At 62.0% G+C, this 19,567-nt stretch carries 10 protein-coding genes; 5 read left to right on the top strand and 5 right to left on the bottom strand.

What is annotated here, in order from left to right:
* Positions 1-69 precede the first annotated feature (69 nt).
* Genes AACU78_RS10785 through AACU78_RS10795 form a run of 3 tightly spaced genes read left to right on the top strand, consistent with a single transcriptional unit; the run spans position 70 to position 5,536 of the window.
* Positions 70-1,311, top strand: coding sequence for an exonuclease SbcCD subunit D C-terminal domain-containing protein (locus AACU78_RS10785; RefSeq protein WP_106580495.1), 1,242 nt, complete (start codon positions 70-72; stop codon positions 1,309-1,311).
* The gene (locus AACU78_RS10790; RefSeq protein ID WP_106580496.1) at positions 1,308-4,946 is read left to right on the top strand and encodes an AAA family ATPase; all 3,639 of its coding nucleotides are present in this window, start codon (positions 1,308-1,310) and stop codon (positions 4,944-4,946) included. The genes AACU78_RS10785 and AACU78_RS10790 overlap by 4 nt, the downstream gene beginning before the upstream one ends.
* Positions 4,943-5,536, top strand: a complete 594-nt coding sequence (locus tag AACU78_RS10795) for a glutathione S-transferase (protein ID WP_106580497.1) — start codon at positions 4,943-4,945, stop codon at positions 5,534-5,536. The genes AACU78_RS10790 and AACU78_RS10795 overlap by 4 nt, the downstream gene beginning before the upstream one ends.
* A 126-nt stretch (positions 5,537-5,662) precedes the next feature.
* Here the strand turns inward: AACU78_RS10795 and AACU78_RS10800 are convergent, their stop codons facing one another.
* From AACU78_RS10800 to AACU78_RS10810, 3 genes are all read right to left on the bottom strand, one after another.
* Complete coding sequence (locus AACU78_RS10800; protein WP_106580498.1) at positions 5,663-5,842, bottom strand: hypothetical protein; 180 nt, start codon at positions 5,840-5,842, stop codon at positions 5,663-5,665.
* Between the two features lie 156 nt (positions 5,843-5,998).
* The gene (locus AACU78_RS10805) at positions 5,999-7,174 is read right to left on the bottom strand and encodes a lactonase family protein (RefSeq protein ID WP_106580499.1); all 1,176 of its coding nucleotides are present in this window, start codon (positions 7,172-7,174) and stop codon (positions 5,999-6,001) included.
* On the bottom strand, positions 7,161-7,448 hold the full coding sequence (locus tag AACU78_RS10810; protein WP_106580500.1) for a DUF5629 family protein: 288 nt from the start codon (positions 7,446-7,448) through the stop codon (positions 7,161-7,163). Before AACU78_RS10810 ends, AACU78_RS10805 begins: the two co-directional genes overlap by 14 nt.
* Positions 7,449-7,589: 141 nt before the next feature.
* Here AACU78_RS10810 and AACU78_RS10815 point away from each other — a divergent pair, with 141 nt between their 5' ends.
* Entirely contained in the window at positions 7,590-12,500 is a 4,911-nt protein-coding gene (locus AACU78_RS10815; RefSeq protein ID WP_106580501.1) for a hypothetical protein, read from the top strand.
* 102 nt (positions 12,501-12,602) lie between these two features.
* Here AACU78_RS10815 and AACU78_RS10820 read toward each other — a convergent pair whose 3' ends face one another.
* Both AACU78_RS10820 and AACU78_RS10825 read right to left on the bottom strand, forming a co-directional pair.
* On the bottom strand, positions 12,603-14,978 hold the full coding sequence (locus AACU78_RS10820) for an efflux RND transporter permease subunit (RefSeq protein WP_106580502.1): 2,376 nt from the start codon (positions 14,976-14,978) through the stop codon (positions 12,603-12,605).
* Positions 14,979-14,996: 18 nt separating this feature from the next.
* Entirely contained in the window at positions 14,997-16,028 is a 1,032-nt protein-coding gene (locus tag AACU78_RS10825; RefSeq protein WP_177410145.1) for a WD40/YVTN/BNR-like repeat-containing protein, read from the bottom strand.
* Positions 16,029-16,328: 300 nt separating this feature from the next.
* Between AACU78_RS10825 and AACU78_RS10830 the strand changes: the two genes are divergently transcribed.
* Positions 16,329-17,444 (top strand): Gfo/Idh/MocA family protein, encoded by a 1,116-nt coding sequence (locus tag AACU78_RS10830; protein WP_106580504.1) that lies wholly within the window; start codon positions 16,329-16,331, stop codon positions 17,442-17,444.
* Positions 17,445-19,567 lie beyond the last annotated feature (2,123 nt).

Here is a 19,567-nt window from a genome sequence, read left to right on the forward strand (position 1 = left end):
AGCCGCGGGCACCGAACCTGCTTTTACAGGTAAACTCCCCTCCTTTTCATCTTCTCCCCGGAGTTCGCCTTGCGTCTGTTCCACACCTCCGACTGGCACCTCGGCCAAAACCTGCATGGCCAGGAACGCGACTTCGAACACGCCTGCTTCCTCGAGTGGCTGCTGGGCCAATTAAAAGCCGAGCAGCCCGATGTGCTGCTGATCGCCGGCGATATCTTCGACACGGTCAACCCGCCGCTCAAGGCCCAGGAGCGGCTGTACGACTTCATCATCAGCGCCCACGAACACAACCCGAAACTCACGATTGTGATGATCGCCGGCAACCACGACTCCGGCTCGCGCATCGAATTGCCCGCGCCGTTGATGCGCCGCCTGCGCACGCATGCCCTGGGCCGCGTGCTGTGGCTGGATGACGGCCAACTGGATGCCGAGCGCCTGCTGATCCCGCTGCCTGACGCCAAAGGCAAGATCGCCGCCTGGTGCCTGGCGCTGCCGTTTTTGCGCCCGGCGGAAGTCACCGGTGCGCACTTGGGCGACGACTACCTGCGCGGCATCGGCCAGGTGCATGAATGGCTGATCGCCGCCGCCAATGCCAAACGCAAAAAAGGCCAGGCGCTGATTGCCATCAGCCATGCGCATATGGCCGGTGGTTCGGTGTCGGAAGACTCCGAGCGCAGCCTGATCATCGGCAATGCCGAGGCACTGCCCGCCAGCCTGTTCGATGCCAGCGTGAGCTATGTGGCCCTGGGCCATTTGCACAAGCCGCAAAAGGTGAACGGCGAAGAACGCATTCGCTACAGCGGCTCGCCGATTCCCCTGTCGTTTTCCGAAATCGGCTACAAGCACCAGATTCTCGACGTGACCTTCCAGGGCCAACGCCTGGTGGGCGTCGAGCCGCGCCTGATCCCGCGTTCGGTCAACCTGCAACGCCTGGACGCTGCGCCGCTGGCGGATATCCTCAAGCAACTGGCGGATCTGCCCGACATCGACCTGCTCGCCGAGACCCAACGCCACCCGTGGCTGGAAGTGCGGGTGCGCCTGGACGAGCCGCAACCGGACCTGCGCCAGCAAATCGAAACCGCCCTGCAAGGCAAGGCCGTGCGCCTGGTGCGCATCGCCGCCGAATATGCCGGCAAGCGCGGCAGCGACGCCACCGACGACGAGCGCCTGGTCGAACTCGACCAGCTCACGCCCCAGGAGCTGTTCAGCCGCGCCTGGCAGGACAACTACGGCAGTGAAGTGGATGAACAGACCTTGAAGGATTTCGCCGTGCTGCTCCAGGAAGTGCAACAGGCGGGTGAACAGCCATGAAGATTCTTGCCATCCGCCTGAAAAACCTTGCCTCACTGGCCGGCCCGTTTGAAATCGACTTTACCGCCGAGCCCCTGGCCAGCGCCGGGTTGTTTGCCATCACCGGGCCGACCGGCGCGGGCAAAAGTACCTTGCTCGACGCCTTGTGCCTGGCGCTGTTTGGCGCGGTGCCACGCCTGGGTGATACCGGCCAGGCCAAGATGCCGGATGCCGACAGCGACATTTCCATCGGCGACCCACGCACCCTGCTGCGCCGCGGCACCGGCGGTGGTTATGCCGAGGTGGACTTTGTCGGCGTCAACGGCCGTCGCTACCGTGCGCGCTGGGAGGCCAACCGCGCCCGCGACAAGGCCAGCGGCAAGTTGCAGAACAGCCGGCAAAGCCTGATCGACCTGGACAGCGACCAACTGCTGGCCAGCCAGAAGACCGAATACAAGACCCAGCTGGAACTGGCCCTGGGCCTGAATTTCGAGCAGTTCACCCGCGCGGTGTTGCTGGCGCAAAGTGAATTCAGCGCGTTCCTCAAGGCCAACGACAATGAGCGCAGCGAACTGCTGGAAAAGCTCACCGACACCGCGCTCTACACCCAGCTTGGCCGCCGCGCCTTCGACAAGGCCAAGGATGCCAAGGACGCGCACAAACAACTGCAGGACCAGGCCACCGGCGTGGTGCCATTGGCCGCCGAGGCCCGTGCCGAACTGGATCAACAGTTAGCCACGGCGCAGCAGCAGCTCAAGACCCAGCAGGCCCAGCTCAAGCAGTTGGAGTTGCAGCACACCTGGCTCAAGGAGCTGCGCGAATGGCAGGAGCGCCAACAAAGCGCGACTGAGCAACTGCAACGCGCCCAGGCCGATTGGGATGGCCAGGGCCAGCAGCGCCAGGATTTGAGCCGCCTGGAGCACTTGGCGCCACAACGCCATCAGTTTGCTCGACAGGTTGAACTCGGCACGTTGCTGACGCCGCTCGCCGCGCAGATTCAGCAGCACCGCGAGCAGCAAACCGCGCTGCACACGCGTCAGGAGCAGGCGCAAGCCCAGCAAGCGGCGGCCCAGGCGGCACTGGCTGAAGCGCTGAAGCACCAGGCCGACGCCGTGCCCTTGTTGCGCCAGGCCGTTGAAGCACAAAGCACCCTCGCCCACCTGACCAAGGACCTGGCCAAACGCACCGAAGACCAGCAGCAACACGAGGTCGCCTGCACCCAAGGCCAGACCTTGTTGAAGGGGTTGCAGGACAAACACACCCACGTTGCCGAACGCCTGCAACGCCTGGCTGCCGAGCTGGAGCGCAGCGCCACCCTGGCGCCGCTGAGCGATGCCTGGGGCGCTTACCGCGACCGTCTGCAACAGTTGATGCTGATCGGCAATCGCTTGAACAAAGGCCAGAGCGAACTGCCGCAGCTGGAACAACGCGCCACCACCGCCGCCGAAAAATTCGCTCAGCAACGTGACGCGCTGGACCTGTTGTATCAGGAAGCCGGCGCCGAGCCGCACGCGGTCGCCGAGCAGATCCAGCTACTGGCGAGCCTGCTGCAGGACAACCGCAAGCAGCAACGCGCCTTTGAAGACCTGACACGCCTGTGGGACAACCAGCAGCAGCTGGATCAACACGCCGCCAGCCTGACGCAGAAGCTCGCGGACGCCCAGCAACAGCGCGAACAGCTGAACCAGAGCGGTCTGCAAACCAAGGCCGAGCTGGCCGTCGCCGAGCAAACCTTGACGGTGACCAAACAACTGCTCGAACGCCAACGCCTGGCCCGCAGCGCCAGCGTCGAGGAATTGCGCGAGCAGTTGCAGGACGACCAGCCCTGCCCGGTGTGCGGCAGCCATGAGCATCCCTATCACCAGCCCGAAGCCTTGCTGCAAAGCCTCGGCCGTCATGATGAGAACGAAGAAGCCACGGCGCAGAAAGCCGTCGACGTGCTCAAGGAAAAACTCACCGAGCTGCGCGGCGAAGTGGGCGGTTTGATCGCGCAACAAAAGGAGTTCCTGCAACAGCAGGAGCAACTGGCGACGCAACAGCACGCGCTCAAACCCAGCCTGGATGCACACCCGCTGTCGGCCTCATTGTTCAATCAGGACGCCGCCAAGCGCAGCACTTGGCTGGCCCAGCAATTGGCGCAACTGACGCAAAGCATCACCCAGGACGAACAGCGCCAGGGCGCCCTGCTCAACCTGCAACAAAATGCCGGGCGTTTGCAGCAGCAGTTGCAAGCCGCCCAGGATGCGAGCCAGCAAGCCCGACAGTTGCTGGTGGACCAGCAACGCGAGCTGTCCAACGACCGCGAACGCCTCGACGAAGAGCTGCATGCCTTCGCCAGCCTGCTGCCCGCCGAAACCCTCGAAGGCTTGCGCCGCGAACCGGCCGCGACCTTTATGCAGCTCGACCAGCAGGTCAGCCAGCGTCTGGAGCAGCTGGGCCATCAACGCGATGAATTGGCCGAGCAGCAGGAACGTCAACAGGCCATCGAGAAAGAACAGACCCATCAGCAGCATCGCCAGCAGCAATTGGACGTCTTGCATCAGCACGTCACCGAGTTGTCTACGCAGCGACAGGCCGCGCAGGAACAACTTACGGCGCTGCTGGGCGATCACGCCAGCGCTGAACAGTGGCAGCAGCAACTGGACCAGGCGGTGGCGCAGGCACGTCAGCGCGAAACCGACGCCAATCAACAGCTGCAAGACCTGCGTAATGCGCTTATTCAACTGGCTGCCGACCTCAAGGCGCAGCAGGAACGCCAACAGGCACTGACTGCTGAGCAGCACAGCCTCGACGAGCGCCTGGGCGAATGGCGGGCGCTGCACCCCGAGTTGGATGACGTCGGGCTTGCGCGCTTGCTGGCCTTTGATGACAGCCAGATCAGCGCGCTGCGCCAGCAGGTGCAACACAGCGAAAAAGCCGTCGAACAAGCCAAGGTGCTGCTGCACGAACGCGAGCAACGCCTCGCCGAGCATCAGGCCTTGCACAACGGCAACCTGGACGCCGATCAACTCGATGACAGCCTGGCCACGCTCAACCAACAATTGGCCGAGGGCGAAAAACACTGCGCCGAGTTGCGCGCGCGCCAGGCCGAAGACCAGCGTCGACAGGACGCCAACCACGCGCTGGCCGAACAGATCACCCAGGCCTATGAAGAATGGCAACGCTGGGCGCGCCTGAATGCGCTGATCGGTTCGGCCACCGGCGACACGTTCCGCAAGATCGCCCAGGCCTACAACCTGGACTTGCTCGTGCACCACGCCAACGTGCAATTGCGCCAACTGGTGCGCCGCTACCGCCTCAAACGCGGCGGCAGCATGCTCGGGCTGTTGGTGATGGACACGGAAATGGGCGATGAACTGCGCTCGGTGCACTCGTTGTCCGGGGGCGAAACCTTCCTGGTGTCGCTGGCGCTGGCGTTGGGACTGGCGTCGATGGCGTCCAGCACGTTGAAGATCGAGTCGCTGTTTATCGACGAAGGTTTTGGCAGCCTTGATCCGGAGTCGCTGCAATTGGCGATGGACGCCCTGGACGGTCTGCAGGCCCAGGGCCGCAAGGTGGCGGTGATTTCCCACGTACAGGAAATGCACGAGCGCATTCCGGTGCAGATCCAGGTCAAGCGTCAGGGCAATGGCTTGAGCACGCTGGAGGTCAAGTGAGCGAGGCGCTGCTGTATTCGTTCCGACGCTGCCCGTATGCGATGCGGGCGCGCATGGCGTTGCGCTACGCGGGCGTGCCCGTGCAGATCGTCGAGGTGAGCCTGAAAGCCAAGCCGGCCGACATGCTTGCGCTGTCGCCCAAGGGCACGGTGCCGGTATTGAGTGTGGACGGTCGGGTTATTGAGGAAAGCCTGGAGATCATGCTCTGGGCCCTGGCGCAGCACGACCCTGATGACTGGTTGCTCAAGGGCGACCCACGGGTGCTGCAACTGATCGCCGAGAACGATCAGGCCTTCAAACATCACTTGAATCGATACAAGTATGCCGAGCGCTACCCCGAGCTACCGATGGAACATTATCGGGCCGAGGGCGAGGTGTTTTTGCGTGCACTGGAGGCTTTGTTGGCGGATCGGGCGTTTTTGCTGGCCGAGCATTTGAGCCTGGCCGATGTGGCACTGGCACCGTTTGTGCGTCAGTTTGCGCACGTGGACCGCGAGTGGTTCGCCAGCGCGCCGTATCCTCGTTTGCAGGCCTGGCTGCAGCGTTTTCTGGAATCACCGCTGTTTGTCGCGGTAATGGCAAAACCCTGAGCCCAACACAATCAAATGTGGGAGCAGGCTTGCCTGCGATGCCGACAACTCGTTCCAACGGATACACCGAGTTGCTTTCATCGCAGGCAAGCCAGCTCCCACATGTGACCGTCGCTCAGCTCATGCTCAGTGCTGGGTCTTGTGATCCAGTGCGGCGTAGAAGTTGGCGCTCTGTTGCAGGTATTTCTGGGTGTAGGCCGTGGTGTTGGATTTTTTGCCGGACACTTCCACGCTGGCGGCGGCAGGCAATGCCACGGTGGCGGAAACAGCGGAAGCGGCGATGATGGAGAAGAGGTTCAAGTTCATGTCGGTAACCCTTGTGTTCGTTGGTTTAGGTGGCCGGGGAAGGCCTTGGAACCCAACTTACGCCCGAGGGCTGAACCTTGGTAATGCTTTGAAACAGTAGCCGCTATTAATAGAATTAATACACCGAGTCAGGCCCCGCATGGCGGGGCCTGTGGCTTATTGACGCACCAGAAACTTCAGGTCACTGGGGGCATCGATCGGCAGTTTCTGCACGGTTTTACCCAGCAGGCCGGTCTTGGGGTCGCGTTCGACTACCACGATTTCGTTGCTTTTCTGGTTGGCGATCAGCAAAAACTTGCCGCTCGGGTCCAGGCTGAACTCGCGCGGGTGATCACCTTCCACGGAGCGGCGCTGCAGTTCCTTGAGGTGCGCGGTGGCCGGGTCGATGCTGAACACCAGCATCTGGTTGGCGGTGCCGCGGTTGCTCACGTACAGGAATTTGCCGTCGCTGGAGGCGTGCAGCGCCGCACCGGCCTTGTCGGCCACCGGCTGCCCGGCAGCAAAATCGACCAGTTGGGTCTGGCTGAGCTTGCCGTCGTTGTAATCGAACACGGCGACCTGAGCGCTCATCTCGGTGGTCAGCCAGGCGTGCTTGCCATCCGCGCTGAACAGCAAGTGACGCGGGCCGCTGCCCGGCGGCATTGGCACGGCGGCAGGAGTGGCCGGGGTCAGCGGCAGTTCAGGGTTGGCCTTGGGGTCGTAGTGGTAGGCAAACACCTTGTCGGCGCCCAGGTCCTGAACAAACACGTAGTTGCCGTCCGGCGATGACACCACCGAATGCACATGGTTGGAGGCCTGGCGCTCCGGGTTTACCCGGCTGGACGGATGCCCGCTCAGTTGCACCGGCGCCGACAGCTTGCCAGCGGCGTCAACCGGCAGCACCGCGAGGCTGCCACCCGGATCTTCGAGTACCGAATAGTTGGCAACGAACAGGTAACGCCCATCAGCGGCAAGGCTGGAATGGGTGGGTTCATTGCCCAGGCTCTGCACCTGGTTGATCAGGGTCAATTGATGGTTCTGCGGGTCAATGCTGTAGCTGCTGACGCGGCCGACCGGGTCTTTCTGGCCCGGGCCGTTCTCGTTGACCACGAACAAATGCTTCTGGTCTTTGGAGATCGTCAGCCACGACGGGTTGGCCGCCTTCGCCGCCAGTACCGGCTTGCCGCTGAATTGACCGGTACGGCTGTCAAACTGCAGGCGGTAGATACCCTCGCTGGTACCGGCGGTGTAGCTGCCCACCAGCAGTTCGTAGGTGTCTGCCGGGGCGGCTTGCACCGACATGGCACCGACACTGCCCGCCATCAGCAGGGGCCAGAATTTACGCATCATCATCCGCTTCATCCTCGTCGTTATTGTTGCCGGTGAAAGCGCTCATGCAGATCAGGCGGTGCTCGCCCGAATCACCGGTAAGGGTCCAGCTTTGCAAGGTGTCATCGAAGGTGGCGGCCTGCACCTGCTCCAGGCTGAAACGCCAGCGTTTTTCAGCACGACAGTCCATGGCAGTGATCAGCAAGGCCTGTTCATCAAAGGTGAAATCAAAGGCATGCAGGCCATCGATTTCAAGCATGTCGGAAGTCTTCAGGACGGCAGGCAAATTATCGGTCATCACAGTCTTTCATCAGGTTCAAAGCGCTAATGATAGGCCAGTTTGCTGCCTGCACCTAAGGCCATAACGGGCTACCGCCTCCGGGCGACGCAGCGCATTACTTTGCTGGGGCGCGTTTTGCTCCCCTGTAAAGGAATACCCATGACAGACCCGAACACCGTCCCTGCTGCACACCCGGCCCGACAAGCGGTTGAAGCCCGGTTTCTCACTCGCCCGACGCTGCGCTCAGTCACTGCGCAGTTGCTGGCCAACCACTTGAAGGAAAAATACCCGCCGCTGCGCTCTGCGCTCGCTGACCTGCGCCTGGCCATACCCCGTGACGGCGGCGGACGCAGCTTGCTCCCGCTGCTGGAGGTGGCGCTCAGTCACTTGGCCGATGGCAGCTTTCCCGATGTATCCATGCGCTACGGCCTGGACTGCTACCTGGGCGACGCCACGGGAACCCGGCTGACCTTTGAGGCCAATGGCCGGCACGACTACGATCTGGCAGTGATCGAAGCCGTTATCAGAGAATTGCCGCCGATTCTGCGCATCGCTTTTCAAGACGCCCTGGCAGCCTACTGGAACCAGGACACGGAGGCCGGCGTCAGCCGCTGGCAGTGGCTGGCCCGCGTGCTGCACGGCGCGCTGCTCGACTCAGCCATTCGCCAGCCCGGGAGCCTGGCACGACAGCTCGATACGCTCGTCACACTGGCCCGTTACCCCGACCGCCGTACGCGCGCCCAGCGCCCCTGGCCGCAGAAGGCCGTGCGCGCCTATACCCTGGAAACCGTTCTGGAGCAGGCAGGCAGCCGACTCACCCTGCAAGCCAGCGATGTGCTGGTGGTCGCCCCGACGCAGGTGTTGCTGTGCCGCGTATCGGGGCAGATCGAGGCGTACGCCGACCTCGAGGCCTTCGGCCAGGCCTGGGGAATGCACCTGCAGCAGCGTTTTCGCGCGCAGCGCATCACCTGGAAGCAGTACGAGCCCGACGGCAATATTTTCGAGGTGCAAGCCGCGCTCATACTTGAGGGGCAACTGGAGGCTCTCGCGGCCATTGAGCTCCCGGCCGGGTCCAGCGTGCAGGACCTGGAGCTGCGGTTTGCTGGCGCTACAAACCCGGCGCAGGTCTTCAGCCACTCGACCACCACACCGCTGGCGGCCCTGAATTCGATCCGCGCAGCCCTGCCTGCCTGGCTGCAGCACGCCGGCGCGGCCGAGCGCCTTGCTTACCGTGAGTGCCTGCTTGAACAGGCCGGCATCCGCCGCTTGACCCTTGGCGATTCGGATTTCGAAAGCCTGGAAACCCTGCGCAGCTATGCAACCGAACATTTGAATCAGCAACTGTGCCTGGATCGCAGCGTCGCCCTGGGTGGCCAACGCGCCTGCGACGATGCCGCTCGATCGAGCGGATACCACGCCGACGATTTGCAACTGACCTTTCACGTGGCGGTGGGCACCCTGGCCGGCGGTTATGTCGAGCCGGTGACCCTGAGCCTGGTGGATCTGGCCCTGAAAAACCTCTCGGGCGCGCCCAAAGGCCGCATGACACTCAGCCACCGCACCGGCCGGGTAATTGAACCCTGGCTGACAGCCGACGGCCTTCGCCAACTGGTCCAGCGTGTCGACATCGGCAAAAATTACCCTCATTACCTGCGCCAGGCGCTGCTCAGCGATACCGAGGCCGCTCGAAAACGTCAGCGCCTGTTCGAACAGCAACGGCCGGTGCAGCTGAAAACCCAAGCGCTGGAGCACAGGCTCAAAGGCGAAGCTGGCCTGACACCGCGCGGCATCCTGTGGGTGCATGCCGTGCTGAACCCGGCCTCCACGGGGCGCCAGGTCGACGGCGAGAGCATCGTTATGCGGGCGCTGGCCTTGGTGCGCAAGCCCGGCGCCACGGCAGACGTGGTGCAAAACATGTTCATCATCGAGCCCCTCGATACGCAACGAGGCCCGCACCTGCTGTATCGGCCGGCCTATCGCGACTCGCTGCTGGAGTTTGCCAGTCGCGACAGCCTGCTGGCCGCCCTCGTACGGCCCGGCGCGTTGCAGGACAGCGTTTTGACCTGGTTGCCGGACTCGGCCAGGGCCATCTACAGCAACGGTGGGTTTACCCAGCCTCACTACGTGCGGGTCGGCCTGGGCTCGGAATTCGACCCGCTGCCGCGCGTGCCTGAACCTGCGCAGTTGGCCGCCGCTGGCGACCAGAGCAGCGACGAAATCCTTCAGGCCCTGAACAATGGCAGCCTCATGGAGTACCTGTTCGGCTGCGAGACTCGGCAACTACTGGCGCAGGCTGAGCGCGAGTCCACGTCCAATAGCGAGAGCCGCTGGGCGTTGATCCTGGAAGGTATGCAGCTGGGCTTCAATACCCTGCTGATGGCCGTGCGCGGGCCGCTGGCGGCAATCGGCTGGCTGATGCAACTGGTGCAGGGCCTGACGCACGATGTGCCGGCGCTGGAAAGTGACGATCCTCAGACGCGGGCGCTGGCGTGGGTTGATTTGCTGCAAAACATCGCCCTGCTGCTGGTGCATCAGGGCTCGCCCACGGCAGCGCCGGTGCACGCTGCACGTGAGGAAGCCTTGCCCACGCAGCCGGCGTTGCGGCGAGCAGTTTTCGGCCCGGTAAGCAGCCCGCCGGCGATCATTGAACGTGGCACGGTCGGCCTGCCTTCCGAACCGCCCGGCGGTGGCCGCACGCTGGTGGATTTCGATCATTCGCTGGCCAGCGACGCAGCATCGGCAGCGCTGCTGGAAAAACTGCGGGCATTCAGCCTGCCCTGGCCACAGCCCCTACCTGCGCAGGTCAGCGCCGGGCGTCACCTGGGTTTGTACAACCTCAATGGGGTCTGGCATGCCTCGGTCGGTGGTTTGCTGTTCAGGGCCAGCATCGTTCCGGGTTTTGGCGACGTGTATATCGTGCACCCCGAAAAAACCGACCACCCCGGCATCAAGCTTCGCACCGATGGAAAAGGCCATTGGACACTGGACCGCGGCCTCAAGCTGGTGGGCGGTGGCCCCAAGCGGATGGCGGCCTTGCGCGAGGAAAACCAGCGTAGAAAAAACGCGCTGCTGGCACGCGGGCAGGCACTCAATACGCAAATAACCCATTTGATGGCGCCCTTCCTGGCATCGATGGAGCGCATGTGGTCCGCCGCCACCGCCTTGAAAAAACAACGCAAAACCGTGCAACTGATCTGGAATCTTCTGCAAAAAGCGACGCCCGAGCAGCGGCCCGCCCTGGCGGCGCGGCACCAGCAGGAGACCCTGAACCACCAGCAGCGACGCACCGAGTTTCAGATTCTGCTGCAGAACCTCGAAGACCAATTTGCCCAGTCCCTGCCCCCACGCCTGGAAATGGTCAAGGTGGGCCAGGAGCTGGAAAGGGTCGGCGGCGCCGGCGTGCACGTGCATGACCGGGCAAAAATCCTGGGGACCATATGGAACCAGCAGTCGGCCATCCAGACGTTGTTGTTGGACCGGTTGAACGCCATGCGTTTTTCCAGCGCGGGCGAGCCCATGGCGCAGATGGCACGCAGGATGTTTGTCGATAACCTGCTGGGAGACACCACCGTCTACGACGAATACATCCGCAACACGGTTGAATCGGCCAATATCCGCGAGCACATGGCCGAGGTCGCGGCGGTCATGGAGCATACGCTCGAACAACTGGAACAGGACTCGGTGGCGGGCCGTGTGATCCGCCAGGAATGCCTGACGCAGATCCAATACCCGCAGAATTTTTTCGCCAACAACCTGAGGCTCAATGCGCTCAATTACCTCGCCGCCGCCAGCGTGGCGACGGCCGACCGACGATTGCCACCCCAGGAGGACTTTTACCTCAACCGACTCGAACAAAGCGACCTGGCCCAAGCCCTGCAGTCTCACGTCGAAGTGCGCAGCGGTGCCGAGTACCCGCTGGCCGAGCAACGTAATGTGTATGAGACGGTCCTTGACCGGTACCGCCGTCATGAGGATGCGATTCGCGCCCTCAAGGCCCTCAACCCCGGGCGCCTGCGCCCGGAGGCCGAACGCCTGCTGACAGGCCTTGAATTTGCCCAGGCGCTTGCGCAAAGCGAACTTGAAGCGGTGGTACGCAAACAGGAAGAGCTGGACGTCGTGCTGCCCTTGTCGAAAACCCTGCGTCCCAAAAACCCGGCCAAACGGGTATTTAAAACCCGCAAAAAAGCCTACCTCATCGGTGAGCTCAAGCCTGCCGATGCACAGAACAGCCAGGAGCAACTGACCCTCACCGACGCCTTGACCGGTGAAACCATTGCCTCGTTCAGCCAACACGCAGACGGTTGGGCCACGACCGCGAAGGACCCGGCAGCGGCCCCGGCCGGCACAGCCCAGGTTCGCTCACTGGCCACCCTCAAAGGCCTGGCCCAGGCGCTGATCGAACAACGCAAAGGCATTGAACAACTGATCACGGCCGAGCAGCAAAAACTCGACTCGCCGTTGACCCGTCAACACGTCGACCCGGGTGACTGGAATGAAATGCTCATGGGCCACGCCGGAAAACTCACGGCCTTGGCCGATGAGTTGGCACGCGACCATCTGACGCAAAAAACCGCGGTGCAACGCCTGATCGATGAATACCGGGCACACGCCAGGGACATCAGCCGGCTGGCGCAGCGCGTGTGCAGTGCGGCGTACAAACGGCAATGGCCGACCCAGGAGAGCCTCAATTACCTGTGGGAACAAAAACAGATCGACATCAACCTGACCAGCCTGGCCGACCCGCAACGCCCGACCCTCAGCGGCGACTTCTTCACCGAGTACGCGGTGTACGACAAGGCCAAGAAACCGCCGGTGGTGTTGTGGTATGCGCACTTTCATTACGCCCATGCCGACGCCCTGCCCGCCCACTACACGCGGGCCCACCTGAAGCTGCCGGAACAGCGCAAGTACACGCAGAAGGACTTGCTCAAGCAGCGTGTCCAGGCCGACCTTCATACCCGCACGGAACCCGGCGGCGAACCGTTGACCCACATTCTGTATGTGCTGATTACGCCGCCCGTGGATCAGTTGTTCCTGGCCATCGCGCCAGTGCCACGGGCACCGCGCTGACGCCGGGCCCTGTGCATTGCGCTGGGCCACTTCATAACCTGACAGGCCGTGTGGCAAGGGCATTGCGCCCTTGCCACGCGGCACTGCGCGACGGTGTCGGGCTTAGTGTGCAAACAGCGAGTTGCCCTTCTGCCCCGCGAGTTTTTCAGGCTTGATCAGGAACCGTGCCAGCGCCGGCAGCAGCCACAGCGCGCCGAACATGTTCCACAGCAGCATGAAGGTCAGCATCAGGCCCATGTCGGCCTGGAACTTGATGGCCGAGAAGATCCAGGTGCACACGCCAATGGCCAGGCACAAGCCGGTGAACAGCACGGCTTTGCCGGTCGACTTGAGCGTCTGGTAGTAGGCCTCTTGCAGTGGCAGGCCGGCGCGCAGGAAGCTTTCCAGACGGCTGTAGATGTAAATGCCGTAGTCCACGCCAATCCCCACGCCCAGCGCCACCACCGGCAGGGTCGCGACCTTGACGCCGATGCCCATGAATGCCATCAACGCGTTGCCCAGCACCGAGGTCAGCACCAGCGGCAGCACGATGCACAGGGTGGCGGCCCACGAGCGGAAGGTGATCATGCACATGGTCGCCACGCACAGGTACACCAGGATGAGGATGGTCAGTTCCGACTCTTTGATCACCTCGTTGGTCGCCGCTTCGATCCCGGCGTTGCCGGCGGCGAGGATAAATTCCAGGCCGTCCTTGTTGTTTTCCTTGGCGAAGTCCTGCACCGCATGCACCGCGCGGTCGAGGGTTTCGGCCTTGTGGTCGTTGAGGAACACCAGCACCGGCGCGAGCGAGCAATTGTTGTTGTACAGACCGTCGGCGCGGGCGATGGAGTTGTTCAGCACGTCGGGGTTGCGCGACAGGGTTTCCCATTTCAGGTTGCCCTCGTTCATGCCCTTGATCATCTGCTTGGACACGGTCACCAACGAGATCGCCGATTGCACGCCTTCGGTGTTCTGCATCTTCCACATCAACTGGTCGATGGGCGCCATGGCTTCGTAGCGCGAGCAGCCTTCGGCACGGGTCTTGACCATTACCACCAGCACGTCGGAGCTGGTGGAGTAGTTGTTGATGATGAAGTTGTTGTCCTTGTTGTAGCGCGAGTCCGGGCGCAGTTCCGGCGCGCCCTGGTCGAGGTCGCCGATCTTCAGGTTCTGGCTGTACCAGAGACCGCCACCGAAGGCGATCAGCGCCAGCAGGATGGACACCGGCGCGACCTTGGCGCTGGCGAATTTGGACAGCAGGCGCCAGAACGGGTGTTCGCGGTGCGCGTCTTTCTTGCTTTTGGCGATGGCGCGTTTACTGATGCCTACGTAGGAGATCGCCACCGGCAGCAGGATCAGGTTGGTGAACACAATCACCGCCACGCCGATGGAGGCGCCGATGGCCAGCTCGCGGATCACGCCGATGTCGATGATCAGCAAGGTGATAAAGCCCACCGCGTCGGCGAGAATCGCGATCATCCCCGGCAAAAACAATTGCCGGAACGTGCGTCGGGCGGCGGTTAGCGCGTTGTCCGCCTCACTGGATTGCAGCGCAATGCCGTTGATCTTCTGCACGCCGTGGGAAATACCGATGGCAAAGATCAGGAACGGCACCAGCATCGAATACGGGTCGAGGCCGAAACCGAAGAAATGCATCAGGCCGAGCTGCCACACCACCGCCACCAGCGTGGTGCTCAACACCGCGACGGTGCTGCGCAGGCAGTTGGTGAACCACAGCAGTAGAATCAGGGTGATGACGAATGCGATGCCGAAGAACATCACCACCATGACCAGGCCGTCGATCAGGTCGCCGACCTTCTTGGCAAACCCGACGATGTGAATCTTGACGTTGGGGTTTTGTGCTTCGAACTTGTCGCGGATCTTGTCTTCAAGCTCGTGGGAAAACTTGCGGTAGTCCAAGGCCAGCAACTTGCCCTGGTCCTGCGGGTCCGGGTAGGACTCCAGCAGCGGGATGTCGACAATGCTCGACTTGAAGTCGTTGGCCACCAGGCGCCCCACCTGGCCGGACTTGAGCACGTTGTTGCGCAACTGGTCGAGGCTTTCCGGCGAGCCGTTGTAGCTCTGCGGGATAACTTCGCCGCCGGCAAAGCCTTCCTCGGTGACCTCGGTCCAGCGCACGCTGGGGCTCCACAGCGACTTGAGGCCCGAGCGGTCGACGCCGGAGATGTAGAACACCTCGTCGTTGATCTGGCGCAGGGTCTCCATGTATTCCTTGGTGAAGATGTCACCGTCCTTGGCCTCCACGGAGATGCGCACCGTGTTGCCCAGGTTGGCCAGGTCATTGCGGTGCTCCATCATCTTTTCGATGAAGGGGTGCTTGAGCGGGATCATCTTTTCAAAACTGGTGGACGGGCGAATCAACGTCGCCTGCCAGAACAGAAAAATGCTCACCAGCAGGCAGATGACGATCACTGCCGGGCGGTTGTTGAAGATCAGGCGCTCAAGAAAGGTCGCTTTATCGTTGTGATGACTGCTCATTGAAACCCCGCCTTCTTATTATTTTGAGAGCTCTGCACCGGCGGCCGAGGCCACACGCACGCCACCCTGCCCGACCAGAATCAAGTTGCCGTTGCCCGCCGCGGTAACCGCCGAGAGTGAAATGCGGTCTGGGCGGTTGAACACGCTGAAGATCTGCCCGTCGTCATGGCTGACCACCACGCTGCCACCGTTGCCGACCACCACCAGCGAACCGTCGGCGAGCAACGTGGCGCCGGACAAGCCGAATTCCAGGGCACCTCGCGCCGCGTTCAGCTCAACCTGTTCCCAGGTGCTGCCAAAGTCCGTGGAACGGTAGAGATTGCCGCGCAGGCCATAGGCCAACAGGGTGTGGGGTTGAGCGGTACTGATCACGCCAAACAGCGAGCCCTGGTACGGGCCTTCGAGCTTTTCCCAGGTCTGGCCGTCGTCACTGGAGCGGAACATGCTGCCCTGCTCACCGACGATAAACAGCCCGGCGTCCTTGATAGCGGCGATGGCGTTGAGGTGGAACTGGTCTTCGTTGTCGAGGCGGTCGCTGACGTCTGCCCAGGTTTTGCCGCCGTCGGTGGTTTCGATCAACGCACCGTAGGCGCCCACGGCCAGGCCGTGCTCGGCATCCTTGAACCAGATGTCGAGTAAGGGAGCTTCGCGTTTGAGGTCTTGGTATTGCTGGGTCCAGGTGGCGCCGCCATCGACGCTTGCAAGAATCTGTGCGTCGTGGCCGACAGCCCAGCCGTGTTTTTCATCGACGAAAAACACCGCCGTCAGCAGTTGCCGAGTCGGCACTTTGGCTTGGGTCCAGGTGCTGCCCTGATCATCGGAATAAAGGATGTGCCCGCGATCACCGACCGCCACCAGACGGGAGCCGGCGTGCACTACGTCGATCATCAGGCCTTTGGCGGCCTTGGGAGATTGAATCGCAAATGCCGGCGGTGCGCCGGTTTCATCGGCTGCCAGCACGGGTGTCGACAACACCCCCAGCAGCGAGAGCGCTGTAGCCAGCATCGCAACCTTGCGTGCGGCGCGCGGGCGGCAAACAACCCAACCCATGACAGGCTCACTCATAGACCTTTCTCCCGATTTATTATTGTTAGGTCGTCTTGCCTTGCCGGCCTCTGAAACCTGCAATCTAGAGCGCCTGAAGGAAGCAGGGGCCATCCTATCGGGCTTTCGAATCGTCTGACAATCGGCGCTACGTTATCTTTTGTTAACTGGCGGGCTATGACGATGGCCTGAATATGAGTGCATTACCCAGGCTGATTAATGAATATTTATTCCATCTATTGAATTTAGAGAATATTTATTCCATTAATACACGTCCTGAAAACAATAATCCAAAGGACCACCGCTATGCGTGAACTCGGAATTGGCCTGATCGGCACGGGCTTCATGGGGCGCGCCCATGCCTTGGCGTTCAACAATGCCCGCGCGGTATTCGAACTGCCGGTACACCTCAACCTGGCCGCCTTGGCCGATGCCGACACCGAACGTGCACAGCGTTGCGCTACCGCCTGGGGGTTTGCCCAGGCCCACGGCGACTGGCAGGCGCTGATAGATGACCCCACCGTTGATGTCGTGGCCATCACCACACCCAATCACTTGCATTACCCCATGGCCATGGCGGCGATTGCAGCGGGCAAGGCGGTGTATTGCGAAAAACCGCTGGCGGTCAGCCTGCAGCAGGCCGAAGCCATGCGCCGCGCCGCGAGTGCAGCCGGCGTGGTCACGCGGGTAGGCTACAACTATCAGCACAACCCGATGATCAGCCTGGCGCGGCAGATGATTGCCGACGGCGAACTGGGCGAAATCATCAGTTTCCAGGGCGAGTTCAGCGAAGATTTCATGGCCGACCCGGCCTCACCGTGGTCGTGGCGCTGTGACGTGGCACATGCCGGCGGCGCCTTGGCGGATTTGGGCAGTCATTTGCTGTCGATGGCGCGCTACTTGGTCGGTGAGGTGCACAGCGTGTGCGCCGACACCCAGACCGTCCACGCCCAACGCCCGGTCGTCTACGGCAGCAGCGACCGTAAACCCATCGCGGTGGATGACCAGGTGCACGCACTCTTGCGCTTTACCAACGGCGCGCGCGGCACGGTGAGCAGCAGCTGGCTCAAGCACGGCTACAAGAACCACCTGAGCTTTGAAATCAGCGGCACGCGAGGCACGCTGGCGTTCGACCAGGAGCGCTTGAATGAACTGCGGGTGTGTCGGCTCGGCCAGGACGGTTTCCAACGGCTGCTGGCCGGCCCTGCCCTGCCCGGCTATGCCGCGTTCAGCCCGGCGGCCGGGCATCAACTGGGGTACAACGAGTTGAAAACGCTGGAGGTGCACGAACTGATCATGGCGCTGGCGGGGCAAGGCGCGGGGGGCACTGACTTTGAGGGGGCATGGGCGGTTGAGCAGTTGGCAACGGCGATTCGTGTGGCTGCCCGTGAAGCGCGTTGGGTTGTGGTGGTTGAGGTGTGAGCGCGGGGGGCTTGGTTTGACCGGGTGATTATCCGTTGTTTGGGGGATGGCCGCTTTGGGTTCCGCCCTTACGGCGGGTCACTTTGGAAAAGCCCCAAAGTAACCAAAGGGCTCTTGCCCCACCACTCGGCCCCTCGCTTAGGCTCGGTGTGCCCGAACGAAGGCATTACGCAGCGGGCCGCCGCGACGGGCCGTCCCTGCCCCGTCGCGGCTAAACCGGCGTCCTGCCGGTTTACCCGCTCCGTACTACCTGCGTTCGGCCAGCGTGGTTTAACGGGGCGCCTAAGATCAAGATCAAAATCTACAGCACGGCGGCCTAGTAGCCGACCTGAGTGGTAGAAGCGAAAGCAAAGCCGAGGCGGCCTGACAGCCGACCTGATCGTGAGAGCTGAACCCAATTCAATGTGGGAGCTGGCTTGCCTGCGATGGCATCAACTGGGTGTGCCTGATACACCGAGGTGCCTGCATCGCAGGCAAGCCAGCTCCCACAGAAAAGCCAAGCAGTGCGCTAATGGCAGTTGAACGCGGTCACCTTGTGGGAGCGGGCTTGCTCGCGAAAGCGGTATGTGAGTGACACATGAGTTGACTGAACCACCGCCTTCGCGAGCAAGCCCGCTCCCACAGTTGGATCGCAGTGCATCCGGTAGATGGGTGCTGCTCGTTTGTACTCGGTCAAAGGTGAGAGCTGGCTTGCCTGCGATGGCATCAACTGTGTGTCACTGATACACCGAGGTGCCTGCATCGCAGGCAAGCCAGCTCCCACAGAAAAGCAAAGCAGCACGGTGCTGGCAGTTGAACTCGGTCAACTTGTGGGAGCTGGCTTACTCGCGAAAGCGGTATGTCAGTGACACATGACCTGACTGAACCACAGCATTCGCGAGCAAGCCAGCTCCCACAGTTGGATCGCAGTGCATCCGGTAGATGGGTGCTGCTCGTTGTACTCAATCAAAGGTGGGAGCTGGCTTGCCTGCGATGGCATCAACTGTGTGTCACTGATAGACCGAGGTGCCTGCATCACAGGCAAGCCAGCTCCCACAGAAAAGCCAAGCAGTGCGCTACTGGCAGTTGAACGCGGTCACCTTGTGGGAGCGGGCTTGCTCGCGAAAGCTGTATGTGAGTGACACATGAGTTGACTGAACCACCGCCTTCGCGAGCAAGCCCGCTCCCACAGTTGGATCGCAGTGCATCCGGTAGATGAGTGCTGCTCGTTGTACTCAATCAAAGGTGGGAGCTGGCTTGCCTGCCATGGCATCAACTGGGTGTGCCTGATACACCGAGGTGCCTGCATCGCAGGCAAGCCAGCTCCCACAGAAAAGCAAAGCAGTGCGCTACTGGCAGTTGAACGCGGTCACCTTGTGGGAGCGGGCTTGCTCGCGAAAGCGGTATGTGAGTGACACATAAGTTGACTGAACCACCGCCTTCGCGAGCAAGCCCGCTCCCACAGTTGGATCGCAGTGCATCCGGTAGATGGGTGCTGCTCGTTTGTACTCGGTCAAAGGTGAGAGCTGGCTTGCCTGCGATGGCATCAACTGTGTGTCACTGATACACCGAGGTGCCTGCATCGCAGGCAAGCCAGCGCCCACAGAAAAGCCAAGCAGTGCGGTGCTGGCAGCTGAACGCGGTCAACTTGTGGGAGCGGGCTTGCTCGCGAAGCGGTGTGTGAGTGACACATGAGCTGAGTGAACCACCGCCTTCGCGAGCAAGCCCGCTCCCACAGTTGGATCGCAGTGCATCCGGTAGATGAGTGCTGCTCGTTGTACTCAATCAAAGGGGGGAGCTGGCTTGCCTGCGATGGCATCAACTGGGTGTGCCTGATACACCGAGGTGCCTGCATCGCAGGCAAGCCAGCTCCCACAGAAAAGCCAAGCACTGCGCTACTGGCAGTTGAACGCGGTCACCTTGTGGGAGCGGGCTTGCTCGCGAAAGCGGTATGTGAGTGACACATGAGTTGACTGAACCACCGCCTTCGCGAGCAAGCCCGCTCCCACAGTTGGATCGCAGTGCATCCGGTAGATGGGTGCTGCTCGTTTGTACTCGGTCAAAGGTGAGAGCTGGCTTGCCTGCGATGGCATCAACTGTGTGTCACTGATACACCGAGGTGCCTGCATCGCAGGCAAGCCAGC

This window comes from Pseudomonas sp. R9.37, from assembly GCF_963878885.1.
GTDB lineage: Bacteria > Pseudomonadota > Gammaproteobacteria > Pseudomonadales > Pseudomonadaceae > Aquipseudomonas.